This window comes from Mesorhizobium sp. P3_A8, assembly GCF_056402995.1.
Window position 1 is genome coordinate 413,292 of sequence record NZ_JBFUGI010000005.1, and the last position, 26,974, is coordinate 440,265.

Sequence of the window (26,974 nt, forward strand, 5' to 3'; positions counted from 1 at the left end):
CGCCTTGTGAAAAATTTTGCAGCAACTGATAAAAATATCATAGGGTGGAAATGGTAGGGTTCGGCAACGGTCTCCTGCGCGACGATGAAACCAGCATGGCAACACGTGCCGCGTGGCTTCACTATGCCGGCGGCCTGACCCAGTCCGAGGTCGCCAAGCGGCTGGGACTGACCAGCCTCAAGGCCCATCGCCTCATCACCAAGGCCAACCAGGAAGGGCTGGTGAAGGTCTATATCGACGGCGAAGTGTCGGAATGCGTCGAGCTTGAAGACGAATTGTCCCGCCGCTACGGCCTCGACTATTGCGAGGTGGTTCCGGACTTCGATTCCGAGGATCTGCCGCTCAAGGCGCTCGGCATTGCCGGCGCGCAGTTTCTGAAGCGCGAGATCGAGCGCGGCGAGGAGGCGCTGATCGGTGTCGGTCATGGCCGCACACTCGCGGCTTGCGTGGAATATCTGCCGCGCACCTCGACCGACAAGATCCGCTTCGTCTCCCTGCTTGGCGGCCTGACGCGCAAATTCTCGGCCAACCCGCACGATGTCATTCATCGCCTGGCCGAACGCACCGGCGCCGAGGCCTATGTCATGCCGGTGCCGATGTTCGCCAACACGGCGGAGGACCGGACAGTCCTGCTCGGGCAGAAGGGCATCAGCGAGGTCTTCGATCTCGCCAAATCCGCAGATCTGTTGTTCGCCGGTATCGGCACCGCGGAACGCGAGGCGTCGCTGGTTGCCACCGGCATGATCGAAAAGGGCGAGATGGAGGAGATCCGCCGCAATGGCGGCGTCGGCGAATTGCTCGGCCATTTCTTCGACGAGGCCGGCAAGGCGGTGGCGACGACCGTTTCCAACCGGGCGCTGGCGCTGACGCGTGAGGACATTGCCAGCCGCCGCATCGTCGCCGTCGCCGGCGGCAAGATCAAGGTTCGCGCCATCAAGTCGGTGCTGGAGGGCCGCTATCTCAAGGGCCTGATAACAGACGAGCGGACGGCGCGATCGCTCGTGGGAGAGACGCCGGTCGGGTAGCCGGCAACCATTTAGTTGAAACTACCCTGTGGAGGAGAAGACGAAATGCATGAGAAAGAGAAAGACCTCATTGACGCCTTCCTGCGCGGACAGGTCGACCGTCGTGGACTGATCAAGGGCCTGGGTGCGATGGGCCTTGCCGCCGGCACCGCCGGTACACTGCTCAATCTCGGGCAGACCCGGGCGCTGGCCGCGGATTTCGACTGGCAGGCGCACAAGGGCAAGACCATCAAGCTGCTGCTCAACAAGCATCCCTATGCCGATGCGATGATCGCCGATCTCGAGAACTTCAAGAAACTGACCGGCATGGAAGTCGTCTACGACGTATTCCCTGAAGACGTCTATTTCGACAAGGTCACGGCAGCACTTTCGGCAAGCTCGCCTGAATACGACGCCTTCATGACCGGCGCCTACATGACCTGGACCTACGGCCCGGCCGGCTGGATCACCGACCTCAACGAATGGATCAAGGATCCGGCCAAGACCAACCCGAAATACGCCTGGGACGACATCCTGCCGGGCGTGAAATCGTCCTGTGCCTGGAACGGCAAGCCGGGCGGGGCGCTGGGTTCGGAAGACGCCAAGCAGTGGTGCATTCCGTGGGCTTTCGAGCAGAACAACATCACCTACAACAAGGGCATGTTCGACAAGGCCGGCGTCGGCGTTCCCGGCAACATGGACGAGATGATCGCCACGGCGGCCAAGCTGCAGAAGGACATTGGCGGCGGCGTTTACGGCATCGGCGTCCGCGGTTCGCGCTCCTGGGCGACGATCCATCCGGGCTTCCTGTCGGCCTATGCAAACTTCAATGAGAAGGACCTGACTGTCTCCGCCGACGGCAAGCTGGCGGCGGCGATGAACACGGCCGGCTCCAAGGCGTTCCACGCCAAATGGGTGCAGATGATCCAGGAGAGCGGCCCCAAGGACTGGTCGACCTACACCTGGTATCAGGTCGGCACCGATCTTGGCGCCGGCGCCTCGGCGATGATCTTCGACGCCGACTGCCTCGGCTACTTCATGAATGGCGGCGACAACAAGATGGCCGGCAAGCTTGCCTATGCCGCCTTCACCGCCAACCCTGAGGCCAAGGCCTCGACGCCCAACATCTGGATCTGGTCGCTGGCGATGTCCAACTTCTCGAAGGACAAGGATGCGACCTGGTACTTCCTGCAATGGGCTTCGGGTCCCGAACACGGCCTGTTCGGCGCCACGAAGATGGATTTCGTCGATCCTGTCCGCCAGTCGGTCTGGAAGGATGAGATGTTCCGCGAGAAGCTGAACAAGAGCTATCCGGGCTATGTCGAGATGTTCGACGCCTCGGCGGCCGGCGCCTCGATCAAGTTCACGGCGCAGCCGCTGTTCTTCGACCTCACCACCGAATGGGCGGCGACGCTGCAGAAGATGGTGGCCAAGGAAGTGCCGGTCGACGAAGGCCTCGACAAGCTCGCCGAAAGCATCAACGGCCAGCTCAAGGAAGCCGGTCTCGGTTGAGTCGAAACGAGGGCCGGCCTGCCTGGCGGACCGGCCCTCATTACACCTTTTGACGTTTGCGATGCGGTGCCGGAAGGTGGCCGCTATTTCGCCCGACCGGTCGCCTTGCTCCCTTAGGCGGCCGGCAGGGCGAAGCGACAGCAACAACGGAGCAGCTCGATGACTGCGGTGGTATCGCAAAGGCCCAAGCCATCCGGCTTCAGGATCAGCAAGAGGGTGCTGCCCTATGTGCTCAGCCTGCCGGCCTTGCTCGTCTGCATCGGCATCCTGATCCCGTTCCTGACCTCGGTCGTCTATTCCTTCCAGCGCTACCGGCTGAGCCAGCCCTGGGCGCGGCAGTTCAACTGGGGCGACAACTATATCTCGTTCTTCACCGACCCGAAATTCTGGAACACGCTCAAGGTGTCGCTGCTCTATGCCGGCACCACCGTCGTGCTGGAACTGCTTCTCGGCCTCGCCATCGCCTTGCTGCTGCAGAAGCGCTCGACGCTGAACAATTTCATCTCGATCATGCTGTTGATGCCGCTGATGACGGCGCCGGCGCTCGCGGCATTGATGTGGAAGCTGATGACAAATCCCGGCTTCGGTGTGCTGAGCTATCTCGCCAGCCTGATCGGGCTGCAGGATTTCCGCTGGGCCTCGTCGCCGTCAACAGCGCTGTTCACCGTCGTGCTCGTCGACATCTGGGTCTACACCCCCTTCATCATGATCCTGCTGCTCGCCGGCCTGCGCAGCCTGCCGACGCAGCCCTTTGAGGCAGCGGCGCTTGATGGCGTGCCGCGCAGCTTCGTCTTCTTCCGCATCACCCTGCCGATGCTGACGCCTTACATCCTGACCGCGACGCTGTTTCGCTTGCTCGATTCCATCCAGCAGTTCGACATCATCTATGCGATGACCCAAGGCGGGCCGGGCGACACGCTGACCGTGTTCCAGGTCGAGGCCTATCTCAACTTCTTCCAGTCGACCAATGTCGGGCGTTCGGCGGCGCTGATGATCATCCTGTGGGCGATCACCTATTTCCTCTCCAACATCTTTATCAAGAACTGGCTGCGGCTGCGCGAACGCGCCCGTGGTCAGGCATAGGAGGCCGGGATGGAACACACATCCTTGCTCGAACGCACCCTGCGCGGCGCAGCCCTGACGCTGGTAGTGATCTTCTTCATGTTTCCGATCGTCTGGATCTTTATGATGTCGTTCCAGACCAACGAGACCATCCTGCGCATTCCGCCGCAGCTGATCTTCGAGCCGACGCTCGCCAACTACACGGCGTTGATCACCGGCAAGCTGATCACCGCCGCCGGCACGCTCGACATCGCCTTCATGCGCAACCTGTGGAATTCAGTGTTCCTGTCGGTGACCTCGGTCGCGGTCGCGTTGCTGCTCGGCGTTCCGGCGGCCTATGCCTTCGCGCGGCACAAGTTCCGCGGCTCGGAGGACATCGCCTTTACGCTGCTGTCGTTCAAGTTCGCGCCGGCACTGCTGGTACTGTTGCCGCTTACCCTCTATTTTCAGAAGCTCGGGCTGGCCAACACCTATATCGGGCTGATCTGGGTCTACCAGCTGATCTGCCTGCCGCTGATCCTGTGGATCGTGCGCGGCTATTTCGAGGATATTCCGGCCGATATCGAATATGCATACCGCATCGGCGGCCATTCCTGGTTCGCTACTTTCCGCAAGATCGCGCTGCCGCTCGCCGGTCCCGGCATCGCCGCCGCCGGCCTGCTCGCCTTCATCTTCGCCTGGAACAATTTCGTCTTCGCGCTGGTGCTGGCCTCGGCCGACAAGCAGCCGGTGACGGTCGGCGCGCTCGCCTTCATCACTTCCTCGGGCATCCAGTACGGCCAGATTTCGGCGGCCATCGTGCTTTCGATCACGCCGACGCTGGCGCTCGCCCTCTATGCACAGCGCTATCTGGTCGAAGGCCTCTCGCTTGGCGCGGTGAAAGGATAGACATGGCCAGCCTCGAACTCAGAAACATCGTCAAGCGCTACAAGAGCCAGACTGTCCTCGACAATCTGTCGTTGACAGTGGCCGATGGCGAAACCCTTGTGCTGTTCGGTCCGTCCGGCGCCGGCAAGACGGTGCTGCTGCGGCTCGTTGCCGGCGTCATCGATCCGGATGAGGGCAAGATCTTCATCGGCGGCGACGACATGACCGATGTCGATGCGGAGTTCCGCGGCATCGGGATGGCGTTCCAGAATTTCGCGCTGTTTCCGCATATGACCGCCTTCGACAACATAGCGACGCCGCTGGAGGCCAAGCGTTCCTCGCAGGGCGCGGTCAAGGCCGGCGTCGAGAGCGTCGCAAAACTGTTGAAGATCGCCCATGTGCTCTCGCACAAGCCGCGCGCGCTCTCCAATGGCCAGAAGCAGCGCACCGCGCTTGCCCGCGCTCTCGTCGGCTCGCCACCGCTTCTGCTGCTCGACGACCCCTTGCGCAATGTCGACGCCAAGCTGCGCTTCGAGATGCGGCTCGAACTGCCGCGACTGCTCGCCGATCGCGGCGCCACCGTCGTCTACGTCACCCAGGACTACAAGGAAGCCATGGCGCTCGGCGACCGCATCGCTGTCATGTCGCAAGGCGTCATCAGGCAACTCGGCACGCCCGAGCAGATCTATCGCGAGCCGGCCAATATCGAGATCGCGCGGCTGTTCGGCGACCCGACCATCAACCTGCTCGACGTCAAGCCGGCGCGGGATAGCAGGGGCATCTATGTCGGCCTGTCCAATGTCCAGGTCCATCTCGCCGGCGCCTACGATACGGCGGTCGGCCGCGATTGCGTGATCGGCTTGCGGCCTGAAGCGTTGAGCTTCGTCGAGGAGGACATCCCGGGTGCGATTCCGGTGACGGTCGAGGCCGAGACGCCGCTCAACGAAAAGATCGTCACGCTGGTGCGCACCGTGCGCGGCCGTGAGATCCTGGTTTCGCGCCCGGCAGGAACGCCGGGCCGCAGTGAAGGCAAGGCCCATATCGCCGTCGACGGCAAGAGCGCCTTGCTGTTCGATCACGCCAGCGGCGACCGCATCGGTTCGAAGAACGTCGTCGCCTTGCGCAATGGAGAAGCGGCATGAGCCAGAGCGCACTCACCATTTCCGGTGTCGACAAGTTTTACGGTCCGATCGACCGCGGTGTCCACGCCGTCAAGAACCTGACCATGGAAATCGCCAAGGGCGAGATCGTGGCGCTGCTTGGCTCTTCCGGCTGTGGCAAGACCTCGACATTGCGCATGATCGCCGGTTTCGAGGACGTGTCGCGCGGGACCATCTCGGTCGCTGGCCGCAAGGTGCACACTCTGGCGCCGGTCAAGCGCAATGTGGCGATGGCCTTCGAAGGCTACTCGCTCTACCCGCCGCTCACCGTGCGCGAGAACATGGCCTTCGCGCTCAAGGCGGCGAGGCTGCCGAAGGCCGAGGTCGACGCCAAGGTCGCCAGCATCGCCAAGCTGCTCGAGATCGAGGACATATTGGAGCGCTACCCCAGCTCCATCTCCGGCGGTCAGCAGCAGCGCGCCAGCCTTGGCCGGGCGCTGATCCGCGAGGCCGACCTGCATCTCCTCGACGAGCCTATGGGGCAGCTCGAACCGCAACTGCGCGCCGTGCTGCGCGGCCGCATCAAGCACTTCATCAAGGAGCGCGGCCTGACCGCGATCCTGGTCACCCACGACCAGACCGAGGCCAATGCGCTTGCCGACCGCATCGCGGTGATGGAAGGCGGCGTGCTGCAGCAGTTCGACACACCGGACCGGATCAAGGAGCGCCCGGCGAACCTGTTCACCGGCACCTTCGTCGGCGAGCCGCCGATGAACGTCTTCGAGGCCTATGTCGCAACAGCCGCCGGACGTATCAACCTCAGGCTGCCCGATGGCCTGTCGCTCGACTACGACAAGGATGCATTCAGCGCTCCGGTCCGCGACCAACTGCTCAGCCGCGAGCGGGTCGTGATCGGCATCAGGCCCTACGCGGTCCGGCGCTCGAAGGAGGGCGTTCCGGCCAGGGTTTCGGCCAACCAATGGCTCGGCGACCAGACCCATATCGCCGCTGACTTCGCAGGTGGCTCGTTGGTCCTGGTCGAACATGACCGCACGCGTCTCGATTTGGGTGCGCCGATCAATGTCAGCATCGACCCGAAGAACCTGCACGTCTTCGACCAGGCGAGCGGCGAGGCGATTTCGCACGGCATGGAGCTTGCCTGATGCGTGACATCCTGATTGGCATCGACGCCGGCACCTCCGTCATCAAATCCATCGCCTTCGACATTACAGGCCGGCAGATTGCCGCCGCAGCACTGCCGAACCACTATGAAACGCTGCCGGGCGGCGGCGCCGAACAGGATTTGGCGCGGACATGGAGCGATGCCGCCACAACCCTTCGCCAGCTCGCCGACAAGGTGCCCAATCTCGCCAACCGGACCGTCGCCATCGCGGTCACCGGGCAAGGCGACGGGACCTGGCTGATCGACGACAAGGGCGAGCCGGTGGCGAAGGGCTGGCTCTGGCTCGACGCGCGCGCCGCCGCCGTCGTGGAAGAAATCCGCGCGCGGCCCGAGGATCGGCTCCGCTTCGAGAAAACCGGTAGCGGGCTCGCCGCCTGCCAGCAGGGTTCGCAATTCGTCTTCATGAAGCGCACCATGCCCGAAATGCTTGGCAAGGCGGCGACCGCGTTCCACTGCAAGGACTGGCTCTATTTCAGACTGACCGGCGAACGCGCCACCGATCCGTCCGAGGGCACCTTCACTTTCGGCGATTTCCACACCCGCGACTATAGCGATGAGGTGCTGGACGTGCTTGGCGTCGCCGATCTCAGGCATCTGCTGCCGCCGATCGTTGACGGCACCAGGCACAGCACGGCGCTGTCGCAGGCCGCAGCCGATGCCACCGGCATGCTGGCCGGTACGCCAGTCGTGCTCGGCTATGTCGACGTCGTCTGCACCGCGCTCGGCGCCGGCCTGCTCGACCGCGAGCGCAAGCCCGGCTGCTCGATCATCGGCTCCACCGGCATGCATATGCGGTTGGCTGAGACCCCCGACGATGTGCAGTTGAACGACGCGGCGACGGGCTACACGATGGCGATGCCAGCGCCCGGCGTGTTCGCGCAGATGCAGTCGAACATGGCGGCGACGCTCAACATCGACTGGGTGCTTGGGCTGGCCTCCGGCATCCTCGCATCGCAAGGTATTACCCGCAGCAATGGCGAGATGATCGCGCTGGTCGATGCCTGGATCGCGGCCGCGCAGCCGGCCTCGCTGCTCTATCAGCCCTATGTGTCGGAGGCGGGTGAGCGGGGGCCGTTCGTCGATGCCAATGCGCGGGCAGGGTTCGTCGGCATTTCCTCGCGGCACGGCTATGCCGACCTCGTCCGCGCCGTCTTCGAAGGCTTGGCCTTCGCCGCGCGTGACTGTTACGCCGCCATGGGGCCGCTGCCGCGCGAAGTCCGCCTGACAGGTGGCGCCGCCAGAAGCCCGGCGCTGCGCAAGATCCTGGGTGCGGCGGTGGGCGCCGACATTCGCACCAGCGCGCGCGAGGAGGCGGGCGCGGCAGGCGCGGCAATGATTGCCGCGGTCTGCGTCGGCCTCTACCCGTCCATGGATGCGTGTGTCGGCGAATGGGTGACGCCGCTGCTTGGCGAGGCCGAGCCAAGCGACCGCAGCCTCGCCGCGATCTACGACAAGATGACCCCGTCCTACATGTTGGCGCATCAGGCGTTGCGGCCGGTCTGGCGCGCGATGGCTGCAGTGCAGGCAAATTGAGAAGTCGAGTATGCGTAAGACAATAGCGATCATTGGCGACAACTTCATGCTGCCGGAGGTGTTTCGCGCCAAAATCGAGAAGGTCGCGACTGGCGACCTCGACATCAGGACATTGCAGACGGCCTGGCCCGACGAACCGATGGAGTTCGGCAATCCAGCGCTCGGCCTCGACAAGGTCAAGGAGTATTTCGGCCACCCCGACGAGGTCGTCGACTTCATCGGCGATGCCGAGATCCTCGTCACCCAGCTGGCTCCGCTGTCGGAAGGCATGATGCGGCACCTGCCTGATCTCAAGCTGGTCGCGGTCTCGCGCGGCGGCCCGATCAACATCGACATGGCTGCCGCGAGAGCCCACGGCATCACCGTGGTCAATGTGCCCGGCCGCAACGCCACCGCTGTCGCCGAGTTCACCATCGGCGCCATCCTGGCCGAGACGCGGCTGATCCGGGTCGGCCACGAGGCCTTGCGCAAGGGCGAGTGGCGCGGCGATCTCTACCGCGCCGACCGCACCGGCCGCGAACTCAGCGAAATGACCGTCGGCGTCGTCGGCTACGGCAATATCGGCACCAAGGTGGTGCGCCTGCTGCGCGCCTTCGGCTGCCACGTCCTGGTCAGCGATCCCTATGTCCAACTGAGCGCCGAAGACCGCAACGCCGGTGTCGAACTTGTCGCGCTGGACGATCTGCTGTCCCGCTCCGATGTCGTCACGCTGCATTCGCGGGTGACCGAAGAGACGCGCGGCCTGATCGGCAAGGACACCATCGCGCGGATGAAGCCGGGTGTGATCTTCGTCAACACCGCACGCGGGCCGCTGGTCGACTATGACGCGCTCTACGAGGCGCTTATTTCAGGCCAGATTGCCAGCGCCATGCTGGAGACGTTCGCCGTCGAGCCGGTGCCATCGGACTGGCCGCTGCTGCAGCTTCCCAATGTGACGCTGACGCCGCATATCGCCGGCGCTTCGGTGCGCACCGTCACCTACGCCGCCGAACAGGCCGCCGAAGAGGTGCGCCGCTACCTCGCCGGCCTGCCTCCGGTCAATCCGTGCTGAGGCAGTGGCCATGACTTTTCACACCGGCATCGAGGCCACGGCGACATGAACGGCGGTCCTGAAATCGTCGACCTCTTCGTCATCGGCGGCGGCGTCAATGGCGCCGGCATTGCGCGCGACGCCGCCGGCCGCGGCCTTTCGGTTATCCTGTGCGAGAAGGACGATCTCGCCGAAGGCACCAGCTCCCGCTCGGGCAAGCTCGTCCATGGCGGTCTGCGCTATCTCGAATATTACGAATTCCGCCTGGTGCGCGAAGCGCTGATCGAGCGCGAGGTGCTGTTGGAATCAGCACCCCACATCATCTGGCCTATGCGCTTCGTGCTGCCGCACAGCCCCGACGATCGGCCGGCCTGGCTGGTGCGGCTCGGCCTGTTCCTCTACGACCATCTCGGCGGCCGCAAGCGGCTGCCAGCGACCCGCACGCTCAACCTTCGCACCGCGCCTGAAGGCGCGCCGATCAAGGATGCCTTCCGGCGCGGCTTCGAATATTCCGACTGCTGGGTCGACGATGCCCGCCTCGTCGTCATCAACGCGCTCGACGCCGCCGAGCGCGGCGCCAGGGTTTTCACCCGCACCGCCTGCACCGCCGCCCGCCGCGAGAACGGCCTGTGGGTCGTCGAGATGCAGGATGGCAGGACGGGCATCAGGACGGTGGTTCGGGCCCGCGCGCTGATCAATGCCGCCGGCCCCTGGGTCAACGACATCGTCAACCGTGTTGCCGGCCAGAACTCCAGGCGCAATGTGCGCCTGGTCAAGGGCAGCCATATCGTCGTGCCGAAATTCTGGGAGGGGCGGCAGGCCTATCTCATCCAGAACAGCGACAAGCGCGTGATCTTCATCAACCCCTATCAGAACGACCTAGCTTTGATCGGCACCACGGACATTCCCTATGAGGGCCGGCCCGAGGACGTGGCGGCGGAGGAGAGCGAGATCGATTACCTGATCAAGGTGGTCAACCGCTACTTCAAGCGCGGCCTGGCGCGCAATGATGTCGTCTATTCGTTCTCCGGCGTCCGGCCGCTCTATGACGACAATGCCGACAACCCAAGTGCTGTGACCCGCGACTATATTTTCGAGCTCGACGCGCCGGATGCGCAGGCGCCGCTGCTTTCCGTCTTCGGCGGCAAGATCACTACCTTCCGCAAATTGGCCGAGCATGCGCTGGACAGGATCGCGCCGTTCTTTCCCAAAATGGGCAAGCCCTGGACAGCCAAGGCGCATCTGCCGGGCGGCGACATCGCCAATGCCGATTTCGAACAGTTTCTCGGCGATCTCGGACGCGAGTATCCGTGGATGCCCGCATCGCTGCTCAAGCATTACGGCCGGCTTTACGGCACCAGGACGCGGGCTTTGGTTGGCGCGGCCCGCTCGCTCGATGACCTCGGGCGCTGCTTCGGCAAGGATTTCTTCGAGCGCGAGGCCAACTATCTCTTCGACCGGGAATGGGCGGTGACATCGGCCGATATACTGGAGCGGCGCACCAAGCATGGCCTGCATCTGTCCGCCGAGGAGAGGGCGGCCTTCGAGCATTGGTCCGCAAACCGGCTGGCGAGGGCAGGCTGATGGCGCATTCGGGCGACAACCACTCCAGCGAATTCTGCATGCTGCGCTCCTTGTCGGCCAGCATCGGCGCCGACCCGCTGCTGGTCCAGGGCGCCGGCGGCAACACCTCCATCAAGCAGGCCGGCGTGCTGTGGATCAAAGCCTCGGGCACCTGGCTGAAGAATGCACGCGACGATGAGATCATGGTGCCGGTCGCGTTGGCGCCGTTGCTGGATGCCGTGGCGCAGCGCAACCCGATGGCGGAGACGGCCGGTCAGTTCACGCTGGCGGATCTCAACCCTCGCCAGTTGCGGCCCTCCATCGAGACGACCGTGCACGCGCTGCTGCCGCAGAAGATCGTCGTCCACGTCCATTGCGTCGAGACGATTTCGATTGCCGTCCAGGCCAATGCCGAAACCTTGCTGGAGGAGCGCCTGCGTGGGCTCGATTGGGCGTTCGTGCCGTATCGCCGGCCCGGCCTGCCGCTGGCGCAAGCGATCGCCGAGCGGCTGAAGGCCGCGACCAACGTGCTCGTGCTTGGCAATCACGGGTTGGTTGTCGCCGCCGACACGGTCGCCGAGGCAGCCTTGCTGCTGCAACGGGTGACCGGGCTGCTCGCGCGGCCGCCGCGACCGGCTTCGCCGCCCGATCTCGACGCGCTGCTGAGGCTCGCCGCCGGCAGCGACTACCGGCTGCCAGCCTCGGCCGCCGCGCATGCCGTCGCCACCGATCTTGCCAGTTGCCGCATCGCCGCCTCCGGCAGCCTCTACCCCGATCATGTCATCTTCCTCGGTGTCGGCTCGGTCATCGCCGGCCCCGGTGAAGACGCGGCGGCGGTCGTCGCTCGCGCCGGTAGCGCACCGACATCCATCCTCTTTCCCGGCAAGGGCGTGCTGATGCGTCGGGATGCCAATGCCGGCGCCGAAGCGATGGCGCGCTGCCTGGCCGACGTCGCCCAGCGCATAGATGGCGCGGCGCGCGTCAACTATCTCAGCCAGAAGGATAATGCCGAGCTGCTGAACTGGGACGCTGAAAAATACCGCCAGCAACTCAACCGCGAGGGGGCGACGCTGCAATGACGGCCATTACCACTCGCGCCAGCGCTGAGAAGGGGTAGCGGCCTTGGCTTTCACGCTCTCCCTCAACACCAATCCGCTGGTCAACCGTTTTGCCGATCCGGACGACCTGATCGATACCATTGCCTATGACATCGGCATAAGGGACGTGCAACTCACGCATGAATTCGTCAATCCGGGCTGGCCGGCGGCGACGATCGGCAAATTCGTCCGCCTGTTCCGCAATGCACTCGCCCGCACCGGCGTGCGCGTCACCTCCGGCATGACCGGTCCTTATGGCCGGCTCAATCATTTCGGCCACCCCGACGCCGATGTGCGCCGCTACTATGTCGACTGGTTCAAGACCTTCGCCGACATCTCGGCCGAGCTTGGCGCCAGCGGCATGGGCACGCAATTCGCCATATTCACCCACCGCGACTTTGACGACCCAGAGCGCCGCGCGCGGCTGTTCGACATCGCGCTGGACTGCTGGCGCGAGGTTGCCGGGCATGCCAAGGCGGCTGGCCTGACCTATTTGTTCTGGGAGCCGATGTCGGTCGGCCGCGAGTTCGGCCACACCATCGACAACTGCCAGCAGCTGCAAGGCGTGATCGACGCCGCCGGCATGGCCATTCCGCTGGAGATGATGGTCGACATCGACCATGGCGACGTCACCTCAAGCAATCCCGCCGACATCGACCCTTACGCCTGGGCCGAGGCCTTTCCCCGGAAATCGCCGATCATCCACATCAAGCAGTCGTCGATGAACAAGGGCGGCCATTGGCCGTTCACCGCGACCTACAACAGGGATGGCCGCATCACGCCGGAAAAGCTGCTGGAGACGGTGCGGCGCGGCGGCGGCACCGACAACGAGATCTGCCTCGAACTGTCGTTCCGCGAGCGCGAGCCGGTCGACCATCAGGTCGTCGCCATGATCCGCGAGTCGGTCGACTACTGGGCGCCGTTCATCGACGCCGGCCGGTCAGGTCTTTTGCCAAAGGCCTAATAGAAATCGGGCAGGAGCCGATACGGCTCCTGCCCGATGAAATTGCAGATTTCAATCGGCCGAACTCAGCCGAATTTCGGATCGAGGCTGCCCGACTTGTAGCGCTTGGCCATTTCCGAGACCGGCAGCGGCTTGATCTTCGGCGCGTTGCCGGCGGTGCCGAACTGCTCGAAGCGCTCCTTGCAGAGCTTGCGCATGGCCGCCATTGCCGGCGTCAGGTATTTGCGCGGATCGAACTCGCTGGGGTTCTCGGTCAGCACCTTGCGGATGGCGCCGGTCAGCGCCATGCGGTTGTCGGTGTCGATGTTGATCTTGCGCACGCCGTGCTTGATGCCGCGCTGGATCTCTTCCACCGGCACGCCCCAGGTCGGCTTCATCTGGCCGCCATACTTGTTGATGATCTCCTGCAGATCCTCAGGAACCGAGGACGAGCCATGCATGACCAGATGCATGTTAGGCAGGCGGCGATGGATCTCCTCGATGACGTTCATCGCCAGCACCGCGCCATCGGGTTTGCGCGAGAATTTGTAGGCGCCGTGGCTGGTGCCCATGGCCACCGCCAGCGCATCGACATGCGTGTCCTTGACGAACTCCACCGCCTGTTCAGGATCGGTCAAGAGCTGGTCGTGGCTGATCGCGCCTTCGACGCCGTGGCCGTCTTCCTGCTCGCCGCCGCCGCTCTCCAGCGATCCCAGAACGCCGATCTCGCCTTCGACCGACACGCCGCCCCAATGCGCCATGTCGACGACGCGCTTCGTGATGCCGGAATTATAGGCGTAGTCGGCCGGCGACTTGCCGTCTTCCTTGAGCGAACCGTCCATCATCACCGAGGTGAAGCCGTACTGGATCGCGGTGACGCAGGTGGCTTCGTTGTTGCCATGGTCGAGATGCATGCAGACCGGGATGTCGGGGTGGATTTCGACCAGCGCATCGATCAGCTTGGCCAGCACCACGTCATTGGCATAGGCGCGCGCACCGCGGCTTGCCTGCAGGATGACGGGCGATTTGGTCTCTTCGGCCGCCTCCATGATGGCAAGGCCCTGTTCCATGTTGTTCATGTTGAAGGCCGGCACGCCGTAGCCGTATTCGGCGGCGTGATCGAGCAATTGTCTCAGTGTGATGCGAGCCAACGAATAGTCTCCCGTATCTGGTTTCAAACCTGGTGGTTGCGGACTGTCCGCGGATCGTCCAGTCCACCGATGCTTCTGGCCGGATTTCGGCGCAACCGCAACCGTGACAGACGGTCTCGGCCGCAATTCTTGTTACAGCGCCGCGATCAGGGCAAGTGGAATATCCCAAGAAATTATCCCATTATCACAAAATATTTGATACTTTTGCGACGATAGCTGTTATATCCTTAACTCAGATCAAGGAGCCACGCTTCGGCGTTGGCGGTCAGCGGCAATGAAAAGCGACATCAGGCGTCAAGGCATCATGGAGTTTCTGATGGACGCCGGTCAGGCCGGCGTCGACGACCTCGCTCTACGCTTTGGCGTCTCGAAGATGACGGTGCACCGCGACCTTGACGAACTCGAGGAAAACGGGTTCCTGCGCAAGGTGCGCGGCGGCGCCTCGATCCAGCCAAGCAGCCTGTTCGAAAGCGATTTCCGCTACCGGCAGAAGCAGGCGACCGAGGAAAAGCAGCGTCTGGCCGCAGCCGCCGTGGCCATGATCGAACCCGGCCAGACGGTGATCATCGACGACGGCTCGACGGCGGGCGGCATTGCGCGCCATCTCGCCGACCTGCGGCCGCTGACGGTGATCTCCAACAACCTGGCCGTCATCCAGGAGCTCGCCGGTGCCGGCGGCATCAACCTGATCGCGCTTGGCGGCCAATACAGCAAGAAATTCCACGGCTTCTTCGGCCTGCTCGCCGAGGACATGCTCAAATCGCTGCGCGCCGACGTCGCCTTCCTGTCCTCATCCGCCATCCATGGCGCCTCCGCCTTCCACCAGGACCAGGAGGTGGTGCAGGCCAAGCGGCTGATGATGGCGGCGGCAACCCGCAAATATCTGCTGGTCGATCACGGCAAGTTCGGCCGCACGGCGCTGCATTTTCTCACCGACCTCAAGGCATTCGACACGGTCTTCACTGGCCGTGAGCTCGAGCCGGGGTTGTATGAGGCGTTGGATGCCGCCGGTGTCTCGGTGGTCCTGGTCGGCAACTAAGTTCGGCAACTGAGTAAGGAGCACGCGTGGTGTATTGGGTCGGTACAAGCTGGAAGATGAACAAGACGCTGGCCGAGGCGCTGGATTTCGCGGAGCGCCTGGCCGGTTTCATTCCCGGTTTCGATGACCGCATCCAACCCTTCGTCATCCCGCCTTTCACGGCAGTGCGCGAGGTCAAGCAGGCGCTGTCGTCGACGCGCATCAAGGTCGGCGCCCAGAACATGCATTGGGCCGATGCCGGCGCCTGGACCGGCGAGATTTCACCTGTGATGCTGACCGACTGCGGGCTCGATCTGGTCGAACTCGGCCACAGCGAACGGCGCGAGCATTTCGGTGAGACCGATCGCGCCGTCGGCCTGAAGACGGCGGCAGCGGTGAAGCACGGATTGATACCGCTCATCTGCGTCGGCGAGACGCTGGCCGAGCGCGAAAGCGGGCAGGCCGATGCCGTGCTGACCGCTCAGGTCGAGGGCGCGCTGCAATTCCTGGAAGGTGAGGCGAAGGGCGCAAAAATCCTGTTCGCCTACGAGCCGGTCTGGGCGATCGGCGACAAGGGCATTCCGGCCAGTTCCGACTATGCTGACAAGCAACAGGCACTGATCAAAAAGGTGACTGGCGGCCTGCTGCCGTCCGTACCGCCGGTGCTCTATGGCGGCAGCGTCAATCCCGGCAATGCCGCCGAACTGGTCGGCCAGCCCAATATCGATGGCCTCTTCATCGGCCGCTCCGCCTGGCAGGCGGATGGCTACATCGACATCCTCGGCCGCGCCTCGGCGGCGATCTGAAATCATCCAAACACGAAAGGGAAAAACCATGAAAATAGCCATTGGAGCCGACAGCGCCGGCAAGCCGCTGCTCGACGTCATCGCCGCACACCTCGCGACCAAGCCGGGCCTCACCGTCAGCGACTTCAGCCAGGCCGGCTACTATGCCGACCTCTCGCAAAAACTCGCCCAGACCATCATCGACGGCGAGAACGAGCGCGGCATCCTGTTCTGCGGCACCGGCATCGGTGTCTCGATCTCGGCCAACAAGGTGCCGGGCATCCGCGCCGCGCTCACCCACGACACTTATTCGGCAGAGCGCGCGGCGAAATCCAACAATGCGCAGATCATCACCATGGGCGCCCGCGTCATCGGCCCGGAACTGGCCAAGGCGATCGTCGATACATGGCTCGCTTCGGAGTTCGATGAAAAAGGGCCGTCTGCCGGCAATGTCCAGGCGATCGACAGGCTCGACGCGGCGAAGGGCTAACCCAGGCTCTTCGTCATCGCTGCGATGACGGTGACGGCCGACGCCGCGCCCGGGTCCATGTGTCCGAGCGAGCGCTCGCCGAGCCGCGAGGAGCGGCCCTTGGAAGCGATCATGTCCTTGGTTGCTTCAGCACCAGACTGGGCGGCGGCAAGGGCCGCCTCGAGGCTCTGAGCCAGGGGCTTGCCGGCTATGGTGGCTGCTGCAGCGGCTTCGGCCGCCGGCTGCCAGGCATCGACCATCGTCTTTTCACCGGGTTCCGCCTTGCCGCGATCCTTGATGCCTTGCGCCATGGCCTGAAACAAAGCGATGAAATCCGCGTCCGCCAGCGTTGCCTTGCCCTTGACGGTGGAAGCCGCGCGCATGAAGGCCGTTGCGTAGAGCGGGCCTGACGAGGCGCCGACGGCATTCAGGAACGATTTCGCCGCGGTGTTGAGCAGCGCCGTCGGCTCGATCGCTGAAAGATCGATCGCGGCCAGCGCATCGCGCACGGCATTGAAGCCGAGTTCCATCGCAATGCCATGGTCGGCGTCGCCGATGACACCGTCGAGCTGGCAGAGCCGGTCCCTGTCGGCCTCGATCGCCACCGCGATCGTATCGAACATTCGTTTCAGGTCGGTGGCGTCGATGGTCACGGGAATGCTCTTTCGTCAGCCGGCACGGAACATCGCGCAGTCGCAGGGGTGGTCGAGCATGGTCTGCAATTCCTCGTCGACATGAAAAAGCGTCACCGAGGCGCCGGCCATTTCCAGCGACGTGCAGTAATTGCCGACCCAGGTCGCGTGGATGGAAACGCCGAGTGCGTCGAGCCTCTGCTTGACCCGGCGGTTCATGATGTAGAGCTCCATCAGCGGCGTCGAGCCGAGCGAGTTGACCAGCACCGCGACCTTGTCGCCGCGCTTCGGCGCCATCTCGGCGAAAATCTTGTCCAGCATCTCGTCGGTGATGGCGTCGGCGGTGCCGAGCTTGCCGCGCGCGATGCCGGGTTCGCCATGGATGCCCATGCCGATCTCCATCTCGTCCGCGCCGATCTCGAAATTCGGCCGCCTTGTCTGCGGCAGCGAGCAGGGCGCCAGCGCAACGCCCATGGTGAAGGTGCGGTCGTTGGCCTTGCGCGCGATGCGCTCCACCTCGTCCAGGGAGAGCATGAGGTCGCAAGCGGCACCGGCGGCCTTGAAGATGAAGAAATTGCCGGCGACGCCGCGGCGTTTCTGCCGCTGGTCGCGCGGTGCCGAGGCGACGTCGTCGGTGGTCAGCACCGTGCGCACCTCGATGTCGTCCATCGCTGCCAACTCGGCCGCCATGTCGAAATTCATCACGTCGCCGGCATAGTTGCCATACATGAACAGGACGCCCGCGCCGCCGCTCACCGCCTTGGCGCATTCCAGGATCGGATCGGGCGGTGGCGAGGCAAAGACGTTGCCGATCGCCGCCGCGTCCGCCAGCCCCTTGCCGACAAAGCCAAGAAAGGTCGGCTCATGGCCCGAGCCGCCGCCGATCACCAGCCCGACCTTGCCGGGTCGCGGCCCGTCACGGGCGATGATCGAGCGCGGGCTGCCGTCCGCGCTTTTGAGATGGCGAGGATGCGCGGCGAGAATCCCTTCGAGCATCTCGTCGACGGCGTGGTTGCCGTCATTGATGATCTTCTTGGTCTGCACCGGCATCCTCCCGACTTTTCGCAAATACTACCGGGTGTTATCGCGATTTCCACCCGGCCGGGATAATTTCATGCCGCGATCTTTTCCCGGGCAGTGAGAATTTCCACGCATGCCTTGGCAGCTTCCTTGCCCTTGACGGTGAAGTGCTCGAAGAAGAAGCGGTGGTGCTCGGCGCTGTCGTGATAATTATGCGGCGTCAGCACCGCCGAAAGCACCGGCACGCCGGTCGACAGCTGCACGTTCATCATGCCGTCGATGACGGCGCTGGCGACGAACTCATGCCGGTAGATGCCGCCATTGACGACGAACGCCGTGCCGAGGATCGCGCCATAGCGGCCGGTCTGGGCCAGCGTCTTGGCGTGCAGCGGGATTTCGTAGGCGCCGGGCACGTCGAAGACATCGATGGCGAAGCGACCGCCGCCGATGTCAGCCAGTTCCGCCTCGAAGGCGTGCACGCATTGGTCGACGATATCCGCATGCCAGCGCGCGCGAATGACGGCGATGCGAACAGTCTCATAGTCTTTGTGGGAATGCTGATTCATGGGTCCATCCTTCCGTTTCGAACCAGAATCAGGACGCACGATACGAAATCCGGCCCGCCAGGGCGGTCCGTTTTCCGTTTCGTTCTCTTTCATCCGGACTATACCGTCGGCTCCGGAATCACACCGGATCTGCTGACCTTTCCAATTTTGCCGGAAAGCGCTCGCGGGCTTGGATCGAGATCCTTACCGCCGGTGGGGACTTTCACCCCGCCCTGAGAACATTAACGAGCTTTCTATGGAAGTGCAGGGGTGCTGCTGTCAACCGCGCCAGGCCAGTGGCCAATCACGTTCTGTCGACTGGAGCAATTGCGCGAAAGAAGCGTTTATCGCGTGCGCCACGCCGCTGCCGAAGCAGCAACCAGCATCAGCAGCGCCGCAACCATCGCGCAGACCGCAAAGCCGAAGCTGGAATAGAGCGGCCCGAAGCCGGTGGTGCCGATGAAGACCGCCAGATAGGTCACCGCGCTATTCAGGCCCATGATCGTGCCGCGCCGTGAGGGATCGAGCGCCGAGAGGCGCATCACCAGGACGTTCAGCCCGAAATGATTGGCAAGTCCCCACACCGCCACCATGGCGAGCGTCGGGCCGAAACTGTTGCTTGTCGCGGCGATGGCGACATAGACGGCGGCGACAAGAAGATAGGCGAACGGCATGACACGCCGCGCACCAAGCCGATCGATCACGCCGTCGAGGAGAGCCGCCGTGCCGAAACCGATGCCATAGGCAAGTGCCGCCCAGCCATTGGCGCTCACCGGCTTGCCCAGTCCGCTGTGCAAATGATCGCCGAGATAGCCATAGACCCCGTAGAAGGCGGTCATGAAGGCCGCGCAGGCAACGAGAAGCGGCACAATGCCGGGAATGCTGAGCGCCGCCAGCGGCGTTGGTGCCGGGCCGCTCTTCCTGATGTCGCTCAGTGACGTCATTGTGAGGCTGGCCAGTGCAAGCAGTGCCAGCACCGCGACGGCGGCGAAGACGGCGCGCCAATGCACGAGATCGGCAAGCACGGCCGACAGCGAAACGCCGGCCACCATGCTGAGCGTCCATCCGGTGAGCACGACGCCGATGGTGCCGCTTTCGCGGCCAGGCGGCGCGATCGCCGCCGCGCTTGCATAGATTGCCGGCATGGCGACACCGGCGGCGATGCCGGCGAGCAATTGTGCCGCGACCAGCATGATCACCGTCGGTGCCACAGCACTGGCCACTAGCGCCAGTGCCAGCAACAGCAGTGCACCCTGCAGCATCCGGCGGGCGCCGAGCCGGTCGATGTAGCGTGCCAGAAACAGGGCACTTGCCGAGGTGCCGAGGCCGAAGGCGGCTGCCGCGATCATCACCACCGGTACGCTTGTTCCGAACGAGGAGGCGACGGCCGGTGCTATCGGCCCCAGCACAAGCGAATTCGAACCGATGACGGCGATGCAGCCGGTCAGCAGATAGGCAAGCGCCGGGATCGGCGCCCGGGCGCTCGCTACTCCAGGGGCAACTTGATCAGTGTTCGACATATCGACATAATGGCCGTATTGTATTCAGCGACAACCGGGAAATTGGCCATGGATGAAGAAACAGATGGCATTCTGCAGAACAAGCCTGCTGCCCGCGACCTCGACGCCATAGACCGAAGAATATTAGGCGTTCTCGTCGACGACGCCACGATCAGCTACGCTGAACTCGGCGATCGTGTGGGCTTGTCGCCGCCGGCCGCGCATGAGCGCGTCAAACGCCTTCGGCGCAGCGGCGCCATTCGTGGCACCGCCGTTATCATCGATCCCAAGGCGGTGAAGAAGCCGTTGCTGGCTTTCGTCCATATCGACACCAGGGGTTGGGGCAAGACCCCGGAGTTGATGGCGGTTTCGCAATATCCGGAAGTCGAGGAGATCCACACCGTCGCCGGCGACACCTGCATGCTGCTGAAGGTCCGCACGGAAGATACGAGAGCGCTGGAAGGCCTGCTCGCTCGCCTCTACGAAACACCCGGCGTCACCTCGACGCGCAGTTATGTCGTGCTGTCGACCTATCTCGAGCGTCCGGTGCAGCCAGGCATCACCGAGACGTGGCCAACGCCCAACCATATGAGCAAGCCGCTGTATTAACCGCCCAGGCGGATCGTCTCGAAATAGGCGTCGGTGCCGACCTGGCCGCCCTTCAGCGCGATTTCGAGACCGTCGATGTCGCCGCCGCCATGGGCGAGGCAAAGCGGCGAACCCGGGGATTGCGGCAACGGCATGCGCACGGTCAGCGCATCGATGGACAGCTGTCCCAGCGCGTGGCTGGAGGTGTCGCCGCCGGCGATCACCGCGCGCTTGAGTTTCTGGTCGACGACCAGCCGGCGCAGAATGTCCCCCAACGCCCGGCCGAGCCTGTTTCGCGCGCCTTCGATATGATCGATCTCGGCGCTGCGGTCGGCCTGGGGACCAAGGGCGGTGTAGAGGATGACGCTGCGCCCTGCCGCGAGACTCGCCAGGCCGCCAGCGATGGCGCGCTCGATCGCCTTGCCGGCGCCGTCCGAGACCATCTGCATGGCGTCCATCTGGATGCCGTCGAAACCATGGGCGAGCGCGAAGCGGATCTGCTTCTCGGTGGTTGGCGACACACTGCCCGAGACCACGGCGAGCCGGTCCACCGGGCCGGGCGGCGCGAAGGACGCGTGCCCCGCGGCGATGCCTTTGCCGGCCCATTCGGCAAGCAGCGCATATTCGACGCCGGAGGATCCAACGACGAAACCATGGCCTTGTTCGCACACCCGCCAGATCTGTTCACCGACGCGTGCCTGCGTCTGGCGGCTTTCGACGTCGAACAGGACGATCGCCTTGTCCCGCAGAGCCTGGTCGACCGTCTGCGAACGATCATCCGCCTGCAGCGCCGCCAGGTCTACAAGGCCGGAGCCGAGATCGGTCTGTCGCGAGAGGTGGACGAGCAGGTCTGCCTCGTTCATGGGCGTCACCGGATGCCGGCTCATGACGGGGTGGCGGTCGATGCGGAAATAGGTGCCGCGGAACGCCGCGAAGAGGTTGCCGAACGCCGTGTAGCGCTTGAGCTGGGGCGCCCCGACAACCACCGGCACGCTCTTCTGATCGAAGACGCGCCGGCCGATCTCGATGGCGCGGCCGATGCTGCCGATCGCCGGGCTGGAATCGAAGGTCGAGCAGATCTTGTAGTGGCAAACCGCCGCTTCGAGGCTTCTCAGCCATTCGAAGGCCGGGGCCAGATTGTCGTCCATCCATTGCGGCGTTTCGCTACGGCTCGTGCCGGCCAGTCCCACGGCGCGGCATTGAGCAAACCGCGCTAGCAGTTGCTGGTCGGGCCGGCGCATGAACAAAACGGTTGGCACGCCGCCAAGCTCGAGCGCCTCCATGACGTCGGTTGAACCGGTAAGGTCGTCGCCATAATAGCTCAGCAGCAGGTTCTGCATCGCCCCGCTCACGCCGCCTTGCCGTCGCCGAATTTTTCGATCGAGCGCGCAAGTTCGGCGTGGCTGCTTGCATAGTCCGCCAGCGGAATGCCCGCGACGGCAGCCTGCCAGGCCTGCTGGACGGCGCGCACGCCGGCACCCGGGCCGTCGGGATGGCTGACGATGCCGCCGCCGCAGAGATAGAGCAGATCGACCGTCCGCCCGGTGCGCTCATAGGTCTCGGGTGCCTGTCCGCCCCACTGACCGGAACCGGCGACCGGCAGGGCGCAATCGTCAGGCGAAAACAGCGGCGTCGTCACCGCCTCGAAGGAGCGGATGAAAGACTCGTCCGGCTCCCAGTATTTCGAGGCGATGCCGTTGATCTGGAACTGGTCGACGCCAAGCAGCCGCCAGAACTGCTGCCAGACCTTGAAATCCATGCCGAGACCGGGATGGCGGGTGAGGATGTCCCAGCCATTGCGGTGGGCGTGCAGCACCAGGCCCGAGCGCTTTCTCAAGTAAGCCATGCCGCCGAAGCCGATGGAGTTGATGTTGACCACGGCGCAATTGCCGCCGGCCTCAAGCACCAGATCGTGGTTGCGCATCATCTCGTCGGGATCGGCATGCGAGATGCCGAAGGCATACATCACCTTCTTGCCGGTCTTCTGCTCGTGGTCGAGGATCAGCGGCATGATCGCCTTCACCCGGTCCGCCAGTGGCGAGTAGGCCGGGCTCATCAGCTTCTCATCGTCCTTGATGAAATCGACGCCGGCCGCGATCAGCTCGCCCACCATCGCGGCCGTCTCGGGTGGCCGCAAGCCTAGCGCCGGCTTGACGATGGTGCCGATGATGGGCCGGCCCTCGACGCCGGTCAGTCGGCGGCTGCCGGCGACGCCGAATTGCGGGCCGGGATGCGCGCCCTTGAATTCTTGCGGCAGCTTCATGTCGACGACGCGGATGCCTGACAGGCCCTTGATCGAATAGGTGCCCCCGATGGCGATGGTCATCAGCCCCGAAAGATCGGTGCCGATCGCATCGAACGGGAATGCGATGTCGACATCGGCGCGCTTGAAAGGTCCGCTGCCGGCCTCGGGAATGGACGGCTGTTCGGCATCCGGCAGATGCCGGATCGCCAGCACCCGCGCCGCCACGCGCGCCTTCAGCTCTTCGGTCTCGCCGGGCAGGGCAACGAAAGTGCCGGTCGACTGGTCGCTGGCGATCTTGGCCGCCAGCGCCTCGATGCTATGAGGTGTTTCGATGCGATAGGTGAAGGTGATCATGGGGAGCTTGCCGGTCCAAAAGGGTCCGAAAAAAGTTTCGTCGCGTCTGAAATCTGGTATAATGAGTACCTAAGTATTGCAAGCAAATAACCCGGCCTCACGCAACGCGGCGGGCAAGGCGCAAGCATTCCGGGAATCGCGCCGGCAATGCTAAACAGGAACCGGGCCAGGGAGTGATTCGTCACGATGAACCGTTCGGAGCCGATCGTCCGGCGCAAACTTTCCGATGAAGTCTTTGCAAGGCTGCAGCGGCTGATCACCAGCGGCGAGCTGCAGCCGGGCGACGACATGCCGTCGGAGCGCGAATTGATGGAGCGCTTCGAGGTTGGCCGTCCGGCCATTCGCGAGGCGATGCAGGCGCTGAGCAATATGGGCCTTGTCGCCATTTCGCATGGCGAGCGGGCCAAGGTGCTGCAGCTCACCGCCAAGTCGATCATCAGACAGGTCGACGGCGCGGCCAAGATCATCCTGTCGTCGTCGAAGGACACGCTCGAGCACCTCAAGACCGCGCGCATTTTCTTCGAGCGCGGCATGGTCAGGGAAGCCGCCGAAAAGGCGACCGTCGAGGATGTGCAGCGGCTCAAGGCAACGGTCGCCGAGCAGCGTGCCGCGCGCGGCGATTCCGAAGCCTTCATTTCGGCGGACATGAAATTCCACACCCATATCGCGATGATATCCGGCAATCCGATCTATGTCGCCGTCAGCGAGGCTATGCTCGGCTGGCTGAAGGAATATCACACCGAGATGCTGATCTGGACGGGCAAGGAAAAGTACACGCTGACCGAGCACGAGGAGATCGTCGACCGCATCGAGCAGCGGGACGCTGAAGGCGCCGAGAAGTCGATGATCAAGCACCTCGAACGCTCGCGCGCGCTTTACGTGATGAATTCCGAGAAGTAGGCTCTTAACCGATCCGGATAATGGCGTAGGGCGACATTAGCAGATTGCCCTGGCCAAGCGCGGAAGCGTCGACCGCGACATCGTCCGCTGTCAGGTTTGCCAGCCATACGATGGTCTCGCCCGAGGCGGAGCGCCCGGCCAGCGCCGCAATCCGCGTCTCGTCGCTTGTCGCGGCGGACACATGCGCCAGACCAGCCAGTTCGCAGAGCCCCTTGATGGCCCTGAAGATCGGTCGTGGTGATCCCTCAAGGGTAGGTTCCCCGGATGCCGCCAGCAGGCCGAACGGTCCGGTGAAGCCGGACAGCGTCAGCATCTCCAGCCCGGCTGGCGCGACGCGCGCGGCATAGCCGATGGTCAATGCGGCGGCGAACAGGCCGTTGTGGCGCGGATCGCGGTTCGCCATGGCGATGCGCTGTCCCCGCGGATTGTCCTTGGTCGCGCCGCCATAAGGGTTCTGCCGCATTGCAATGGTCGACGGTCCGATCCGGTAGGGCTTGTCGCCGAAGATCGCCCGCGCCGAGCGGGTGATGAACGGCAACGCCTCCAGCGACTGCATGACGCTGAGATCGTCGGCGGCATGCACGATCGGACAGGTGCAGTGGGTAACAAAGTCGAGCAGCCCAGCCGGGACGCGCTTGCGGTTGAGCTCGGTGAAATAGCTGAACATGCCGCCGCCGAGACGGATATCGGGAAAGGCGCGCCGCGCCGCGGCATAGACATCTTCGAGCGGCGGGCAGGGCGGCCAGGCACTGCCCGGCGGTGTCGATTGCCGGTCGACCGAGGGCGACACGGCGACGGCATCGAGCCGCAACCCTGCCCGGCGCACCATGTCGGCGACCTCTGCGAGTTCGGCATCGAGATCGCCGCTGCAGGCGACCACACATTCGAGCGTTGTCCGAGCGGGATAGGCGTCGGCGAGCAGGGCGAAAGAGCGCAAGGCGTCGAGCCCGTGACCGCGTGTAGGATCGTAGTGCAACAGCAGTTGTTGCGGACCGAGCGCCGACAAGGTGGCGAGGTTCGCCAGCGCCGTCTCGACTTCGCCGGGATAGATGATCACGCCGACATCCGGCAGCGCCGGACCGGGCTTGCCAAGCGTCACGCGGACCGCGCCGGACGCCTCGGCTGCAGCCGGCGTCTTGCCGTCGCTGGCAATGCGCAGGCTGATCGTCTGGCGGTTGGTTTCGCCGGCCCGCAGCACATAGGGCCATGGCAGCGCCAGCGGCCGCACATAGGTCTTGTAGGAGGCGTCGGACCAGTTGCGCTGGTCCTCCATCTCGAAAACGTCACCTTCCATCCGGCATTCGGCGCTGACGCCCGGACGCACCTCATGCGTGATGGCACGCAAATCCTTGAAAGGCTGCCAGGGGTCGATCAGGTCTGGCAGTTTCGTGTCCACCACGCTGCCGTCGGTGTGCTCCACCGTCACCGGGCTGCCGGCAAGGCCGGTGATCGGATGTAGGATGCAGAAGCCGCAACGGTTGGTCTCGAAATCGCTATCGGGCAGCGCGCTGACGTCGAACGCCAGCTGTCCGTCCGCCGAACCCTTGATGGTGGCGCGGAAGACGAGCCGGCTTCCGCCCGGCCCGGTGCAGCTTGCTGTATAGCTGGCGGAGAAAGCATCGGTACTTTGGTCGATGGTCAAATCCGCCAGCGTTGGCTCGTACGTGCCCCAGTCGCGGTCGCGCACGATATAGGCGATGGCGCGCAGCACCTCCGTGCCGCCATGGCGGATGGTACGCAGATTGCCGTTGACGAAATCGGCGCTGAGTGGCCCGGCGCTGAGCCGGATCGGTTCGGCTTCCACCGCACGTGTGCCGCAGAGGAGGAAGCGATCCGCGGTCATTTCAGCAGGTCGTCGATCTGCACCGGTTGCCGGCTTGCGGCACCGGCATAGGCTGCCTCGACCAGCGCGAATGTCTTGAGGTTGTCGGCGCCCGAGGTTGCCGGCTCCTTGCCTGATGCAAGGCAGTCGACCCAGTGCCGCTGGATCGCCTGCACGCTCTCCTGGATGTTGTGCCATGGCCGCGAAGCCCAGGGCAGCAGCGGCGGTGAGATGTCGGTGACCGTCGTGCCGCTCTTGCCGGTGACGGTGAGCTGGTATCCCTGCGCCAGCCGCACGGTGCCGTCGCTGCCGTCGATCTCCATCAGCGTTTCGGGAAACGGCTCGACGGCAAGCCTGGTCGCATAGCTGCAATCGACCACTGAAGTGGCGCCGCTCTTGTGATCCATCAGCATGGTGGCGACATCCTCGCCGGCGATGGCCGGGTTGACGCGTGCGGTGCGGGCGGTGAGGCTCGAGACGTCGCCGAGGAGAAAACGGGCGATGTCGAGGATATGGATGCCGAGATCCTCGATGATGAAGCGTTTTCCCGTCGCCAGGTAGGGCTGGCCGGAAAACACGTCATAGGCCGAGCGGAAGGAGATACGCCCAAAGAACGGCGTGCCGATCTCGCCGCTGTCGAGCACGGCGCGCACCGCCTGGATCGGCGACTGCCAGCGGAAATTCTCATGCACCATCAGCGGCACGCTGGCCGTGGCGCAGGCCGCGACCATCGCCTTGGCATCGGCGAGCGTCGGTGCGAACGGCTTCTGGCAGATCACCGGGATGCGGTGGGCGGCCGCCATCTCGACCAGTGGCCGGTGGCTGCCGACGGTGGTGGCGATGTCGACGAAGTCGAGCGTCTCGGCCGCGAACAGGGCCGCTGCGTCGGTGTAGCGCTTGGAAATGCCGAACTGGTCGCCGACGATCCGCAACCGTTCGGGATCGCGGTCGCAGATGGCGACGATGGAGGCGCCCTCGATGTCGCGCCAGGCATGCATCTGGTTGACGGCGAAGAAGCCGCAGCCGATCAGCGCTCCGCTCAAACTCGCCAT

The 26,974-nt window shown here is 64.2% G+C and carries 25 protein-coding genes and 1 riboswitch; of the genes, 16 read left to right on the forward strand and 9 right to left on the reverse strand.

Features of this window, described 5'->3' with window-relative positions; all coding sequences use genetic code 11:
* Positions 1–50: 50 nt before the first annotated feature.
* The 11 genes from AC1DX4_RS14995 to AC1DX4_RS15045 all read left to right on the forward strand — a co-directional run bounded on the left by AC1DX4_RS14995 (position 51) and on the right by AC1DX4_RS15045 (position 12,915).
* On the forward strand, positions 51–1,025 hold the full coding sequence (locus tag AC1DX4_RS14995) for a sugar-binding transcriptional regulator (protein WP_477221042.1): 975 nt from the start codon (positions 51–53) through the stop codon (positions 1,023–1,025).
* Between the two features lie 45 nt (positions 1,026–1,070).
* A complete protein-coding gene (locus AC1DX4_RS15000; RefSeq protein WP_477221043.1) occupies positions 1,071–2,516 on the forward strand; it encodes an ABC transporter substrate-binding protein in 1,446 nt (481 codons plus the stop codon).
* Positions 2,517–2,675: 159 nt separating this feature from the next.
* A complete protein-coding gene (locus AC1DX4_RS15005; protein ID WP_023777019.1) occupies positions 2,676–3,599 on the forward strand; it encodes a carbohydrate ABC transporter permease in 924 nt (307 codons plus the stop codon).
* 9 nt (positions 3,600–3,608) lie between these two features.
* Positions 3,609–4,466: a carbohydrate ABC transporter permease gene (locus AC1DX4_RS15010; protein WP_477221044.1), complete on the forward strand. Its 858-nt coding sequence runs from the start codon at positions 3,609–3,611 to the stop codon at positions 4,464–4,466.
* Between the two features lie 2 nt (positions 4,467–4,468).
* Complete coding sequence (locus tag AC1DX4_RS15015) at positions 4,469–5,587, forward strand: ABC transporter ATP-binding protein (protein WP_477221045.1); 1,119 nt, start codon at positions 4,469–4,471, stop codon at positions 5,585–5,587.
* Positions 5,584–6,708, forward strand: a complete 1,125-nt coding sequence (locus AC1DX4_RS15020) for an ABC transporter ATP-binding protein (protein ID WP_477221046.1) — start codon at positions 5,584–5,586, stop codon at positions 6,706–6,708. The genes AC1DX4_RS15015 and AC1DX4_RS15020 overlap by 4 nt, the downstream gene beginning before the upstream one ends.
* Positions 6,708–8,261, forward strand: coding sequence for an FGGY family carbohydrate kinase (locus tag AC1DX4_RS15025; protein WP_477221047.1), 1,554 nt, complete (start codon positions 6,708–6,710; stop codon positions 8,259–8,261). The genes AC1DX4_RS15020 and AC1DX4_RS15025 overlap by 1 nt, the downstream gene beginning before the upstream one ends.
* A gap of 10 nt (positions 8,262–8,271) precedes the next feature.
* Positions 8,272–9,312: a 2-hydroxyacid dehydrogenase gene (locus AC1DX4_RS15030; RefSeq protein WP_477221048.1), complete on the forward strand. Its 1,041-nt coding sequence runs from the start codon at positions 8,272–8,274 to the stop codon at positions 9,310–9,312.
* A 45-nt stretch (positions 9,313–9,357) separates the two neighbouring features.
* A complete protein-coding gene (locus tag AC1DX4_RS15035) occupies positions 9,358–10,875 on the forward strand; it encodes a glycerol-3-phosphate dehydrogenase (protein ID WP_477221049.1) in 1,518 nt (505 codons plus the stop codon).
* Complete coding sequence (locus AC1DX4_RS15040; protein WP_477221050.1) at positions 10,875–11,933, forward strand: class II aldolase/adducin family protein; 1,059 nt, start codon at positions 10,875–10,877, stop codon at positions 11,931–11,933. Before AC1DX4_RS15035 ends, AC1DX4_RS15040 begins: the two co-directional genes overlap by 1 nt.
* A gap of 43 nt (positions 11,934–11,976) precedes the next feature.
* The gene (locus AC1DX4_RS15045; protein ID WP_477221051.1) at positions 11,977–12,915 is read left to right on the forward strand and encodes a sugar phosphate isomerase/epimerase family protein; all 939 of its coding nucleotides are present in this window, start codon (positions 11,977–11,979) and stop codon (positions 12,913–12,915) included.
* A 65-nt stretch (positions 12,916–12,980) separates the two neighbouring features.
* On the opposite strand, the gene fba is transcribed toward AC1DX4_RS15045, so the two are convergent.
* Complete coding sequence (fba, locus tag AC1DX4_RS15050) at positions 12,981–14,045, reverse strand: class II fructose-bisphosphate aldolase (protein WP_010914722.1); 1,065 nt, start codon at positions 14,043–14,045, stop codon at positions 12,981–12,983.
* Between the two features lie 274 nt (positions 14,046–14,319).
* Between fba and AC1DX4_RS15055 the strand changes: the two genes are divergently transcribed.
* From AC1DX4_RS15055 to derI, 3 genes are read left to right on the forward strand one after another with little or no spacing between them, the layout of a single operon-like run.
* A complete protein-coding gene (locus AC1DX4_RS15055) occupies positions 14,320–15,084 on the forward strand; it encodes a DeoR/GlpR family DNA-binding transcription regulator (RefSeq protein WP_477221052.1) in 765 nt (254 codons plus the stop codon).
* 26 nt (positions 15,085–15,110) lie between these two features.
* A complete protein-coding gene (locus AC1DX4_RS15060; RefSeq protein ID WP_477221053.1) occupies positions 15,111–15,869 on the forward strand; it encodes a triose-phosphate isomerase in 759 nt (252 codons plus the stop codon).
* A gap of 28 nt (positions 15,870–15,897) precedes the next feature.
* Positions 15,898–16,338: a D-erythrulose-4-phosphate isomerase gene (gene derI, locus AC1DX4_RS15065; RefSeq protein ID WP_477221054.1), complete on the forward strand. Its 441-nt coding sequence runs from the start codon at positions 15,898–15,900 to the stop codon at positions 16,336–16,338.
* On the opposite strand, the gene dhaL is transcribed toward derI, so the two are convergent.
* From dhaL to AC1DX4_RS15085, 4 genes are all read right to left on the reverse strand, one after another.
* Positions 16,335–16,970: a dihydroxyacetone kinase subunit DhaL gene (gene dhaL / locus AC1DX4_RS15070; protein WP_477221055.1), complete on the reverse strand. Its 636-nt coding sequence runs from the start codon at positions 16,968–16,970 to the stop codon at positions 16,335–16,337. The two genes, derI and dhaL, sit on opposite strands and share 4 nt — an antisense overlap.
* Before the next feature lie 15 nt (positions 16,971–16,985).
* Positions 16,986–17,999 carry a dihydroxyacetone kinase subunit DhaK gene (locus tag AC1DX4_RS15075; RefSeq protein WP_477221056.1) on the reverse strand — a complete coding sequence of 338 codons (1,014 nt, stop codon included), beginning with the start codon at positions 17,997–17,999 and terminating at the stop codon, positions 16,986–16,988.
* Between the two features lie 62 nt (positions 18,000–18,061).
* On the reverse strand, positions 18,062–18,535 hold the full coding sequence (locus AC1DX4_RS15080; RefSeq protein ID WP_477221057.1) for a 6,7-dimethyl-8-ribityllumazine synthase: 474 nt from the start codon (positions 18,533–18,535) through the stop codon (positions 18,062–18,064).
* Positions 18,536–18,612: 77 nt separating this feature from the next.
* Positions 18,613–18,759: riboswitch (FMN riboswitch) on the reverse strand.
* A 99-nt stretch (positions 18,760–18,858) separates the two neighbouring features.
* Entirely contained in the window at positions 18,859–20,034 is a 1,176-nt protein-coding gene (locus AC1DX4_RS15085; protein ID WP_477221058.1) for an MFS transporter, read from the reverse strand.
* A gap of 48 nt (positions 20,035–20,082) precedes the next feature.
* Here AC1DX4_RS15085 and AC1DX4_RS15090 point away from each other — a divergent pair, with 48 nt between their 5' ends.
* The gene (locus AC1DX4_RS15090) at positions 20,083–20,622 is read left to right on the forward strand and encodes an Lrp/AsnC family transcriptional regulator (protein ID WP_477221059.1); all 540 of its coding nucleotides are present in this window, start codon (positions 20,083–20,085) and stop codon (positions 20,620–20,622) included.
* Here the strand turns inward: AC1DX4_RS15090 and AC1DX4_RS15095 are convergent.
* Complete coding sequence (locus AC1DX4_RS15095) at positions 20,619–21,941, reverse strand: four-carbon acid sugar kinase family protein (RefSeq protein ID WP_477221060.1); 1,323 nt, start codon at positions 21,939–21,941, stop codon at positions 20,619–20,621. The genes AC1DX4_RS15090 and AC1DX4_RS15095 overlap by 4 nt on opposite strands.
* A gap of 8 nt (positions 21,942–21,949) precedes the next feature.
* Positions 21,950–23,200 (reverse strand): 3-oxo-isoapionate-4-phosphate decarboxylase OiaX, encoded by a 1,251-nt coding sequence (oiaX, locus tag AC1DX4_RS15100; protein WP_477221061.1) that lies wholly within the window; start codon positions 23,198–23,200, stop codon positions 21,950–21,952.
* A 186-nt stretch (positions 23,201–23,386) separates the two neighbouring features.
* On the opposite strand from oiaX, the gene AC1DX4_RS15105 reads away from it, so the two are divergent.
* Positions 23,387–24,100, forward strand: a complete 714-nt coding sequence (locus tag AC1DX4_RS15105) for a transcriptional regulator NanR (RefSeq protein WP_477221062.1) — start codon at positions 23,387–23,389, stop codon at positions 24,098–24,100.
* Between the two features lie 4 nt (positions 24,101–24,104).
* Here AC1DX4_RS15105 and apnL read toward each other — a convergent pair whose 3' ends face one another.
* Both apnL and AC1DX4_RS15115 read right to left on the reverse strand, forming a co-directional pair.
* Positions 24,105–25,943 carry a D-apionate lactonase gene (gene apnL / locus AC1DX4_RS15110; RefSeq protein WP_477221063.1) on the reverse strand — a complete coding sequence of 613 codons (1,839 nt, stop codon included), beginning with the start codon at positions 25,941–25,943 and terminating at the stop codon, positions 24,105–24,107.
* The gene (locus tag AC1DX4_RS15115; protein ID WP_477221064.1) at positions 25,940–26,974 is read right to left on the reverse strand and encodes a Gfo/Idh/MocA family protein; all 1,035 of its coding nucleotides are present in this window, start codon (positions 26,972–26,974) and stop codon (positions 25,940–25,942) included. The genes apnL and AC1DX4_RS15115 overlap by 4 nt, the downstream gene beginning before the upstream one ends.

What these genes read in the sequence shown, in the direction of transcription:
- AC1DX4_RS15085 (WP_477221058.1), bottom strand. Translation starts at nt 20,034, where the DNA reads ATGTCGAACACTGATCAAGTTGCCCCTGGAGTAGCGAGCGCCCGGGCG.
- AC1DX4_RS14995 (WP_477221042.1), top strand. Translation starts at nt 51, where the DNA reads ATGGTAGGGTTCGGCAACGGTCTCCTGCGCGACGATGAAACCAGCATG.
- AC1DX4_RS15030 (WP_477221048.1), top strand. Translation starts at nt 8,272, where the DNA reads ATGCGTAAGACAATAGCGATCATTGGCGACAACTTCATGCTGCCGGAG.
- AC1DX4_RS15010 (WP_477221044.1), top strand. Translation starts at nt 3,609, where the DNA reads ATGGAACACACATCCTTGCTCGAACGCACCCTGCGCGGCGCAGCCCTG.
- AC1DX4_RS15105 (WP_477221062.1), top strand. Translation starts at nt 23,387, where the DNA reads ATGAACCGTTCGGAGCCGATCGTCCGGCGCAAACTTTCCGATGAAGTC.
- AC1DX4_RS15015 (WP_477221045.1), top strand. Translation starts at nt 4,469, where the DNA reads ATGGCCAGCCTCGAACTCAGAAACATCGTCAAGCGCTACAAGAGCCAG.
- AC1DX4_RS15000 (WP_477221043.1), top strand. Translation starts at nt 1,071, where the DNA reads ATGCATGAGAAAGAGAAAGACCTCATTGACGCCTTCCTGCGCGGACAG.
- AC1DX4_RS15055 (WP_477221052.1), top strand. Translation starts at nt 14,320, where the DNA reads ATGAAAAGCGACATCAGGCGTCAAGGCATCATGGAGTTTCTGATGGAC.
- AC1DX4_RS15005 (WP_023777019.1), top strand. Translation starts at nt 2,676, where the DNA reads ATGACTGCGGTGGTATCGCAAAGGCCCAAGCCATCCGGCTTCAGGATC.
- AC1DX4_RS15040 (WP_477221050.1), top strand. Translation starts at nt 10,875, where the DNA reads ATGGCGCATTCGGGCGACAACCACTCCAGCGAATTCTGCATGCTGCGC.
- AC1DX4_RS15095 (WP_477221060.1), bottom strand. Translation starts at nt 21,941, where the DNA reads ATGCAGAACCTGCTGCTGAGCTATTATGGCGACGACCTTACCGGTTCA.
- apnL (WP_477221063.1), bottom strand. Translation starts at nt 25,943, where the DNA reads ATGACCGCGGATCGCTTCCTCCTCTGCGGCACACGTGCGGTGGAAGCC.
- AC1DX4_RS15080 (WP_477221057.1), bottom strand. Translation starts at nt 18,535, where the DNA reads ATGAATCAGCATTCCCACAAAGACTATGAGACTGTTCGCATCGCCGTC.
- AC1DX4_RS15035 (WP_477221049.1), top strand. Translation starts at nt 9,358, where the DNA reads ATGAACGGCGGTCCTGAAATCGTCGACCTCTTCGTCATCGGCGGCGGC.
- AC1DX4_RS15025 (WP_477221047.1), top strand. Translation starts at nt 6,708, where the DNA reads ATGCGTGACATCCTGATTGGCATCGACGCCGGCACCTCCGTCATCAAA.
- AC1DX4_RS15020 (WP_477221046.1), top strand. Translation starts at nt 5,584, where the DNA reads ATGAGCCAGAGCGCACTCACCATTTCCGGTGTCGACAAGTTTTACGGT.
- AC1DX4_RS15115 (WP_477221064.1), bottom strand. Translation starts at nt 26,974, where the DNA reads ATGGCGAGTTTGAGCGGAGCGCTGATCGGCTGCGGCTTCTTCGCCGTC.
- derI (WP_477221054.1), top strand. Translation starts at nt 15,898, where the DNA reads ATGAAAATAGCCATTGGAGCCGACAGCGCCGGCAAGCCGCTGCTCGAC.
- AC1DX4_RS15090 (WP_477221059.1), top strand. Translation starts at nt 20,083, where the DNA reads ATGGATGAAGAAACAGATGGCATTCTGCAGAACAAGCCTGCTGCCCGC.
- AC1DX4_RS15075 (WP_477221056.1), bottom strand. Translation starts at nt 17,999, where the DNA reads ATGCCGGTGCAGACCAAGAAGATCATCAATGACGGCAACCACGCCGTC.
- oiaX (WP_477221061.1), bottom strand. Translation starts at nt 23,200, where the DNA reads ATGATCACCTTCACCTATCGCATCGAAACACCTCATAGCATCGAGGCG.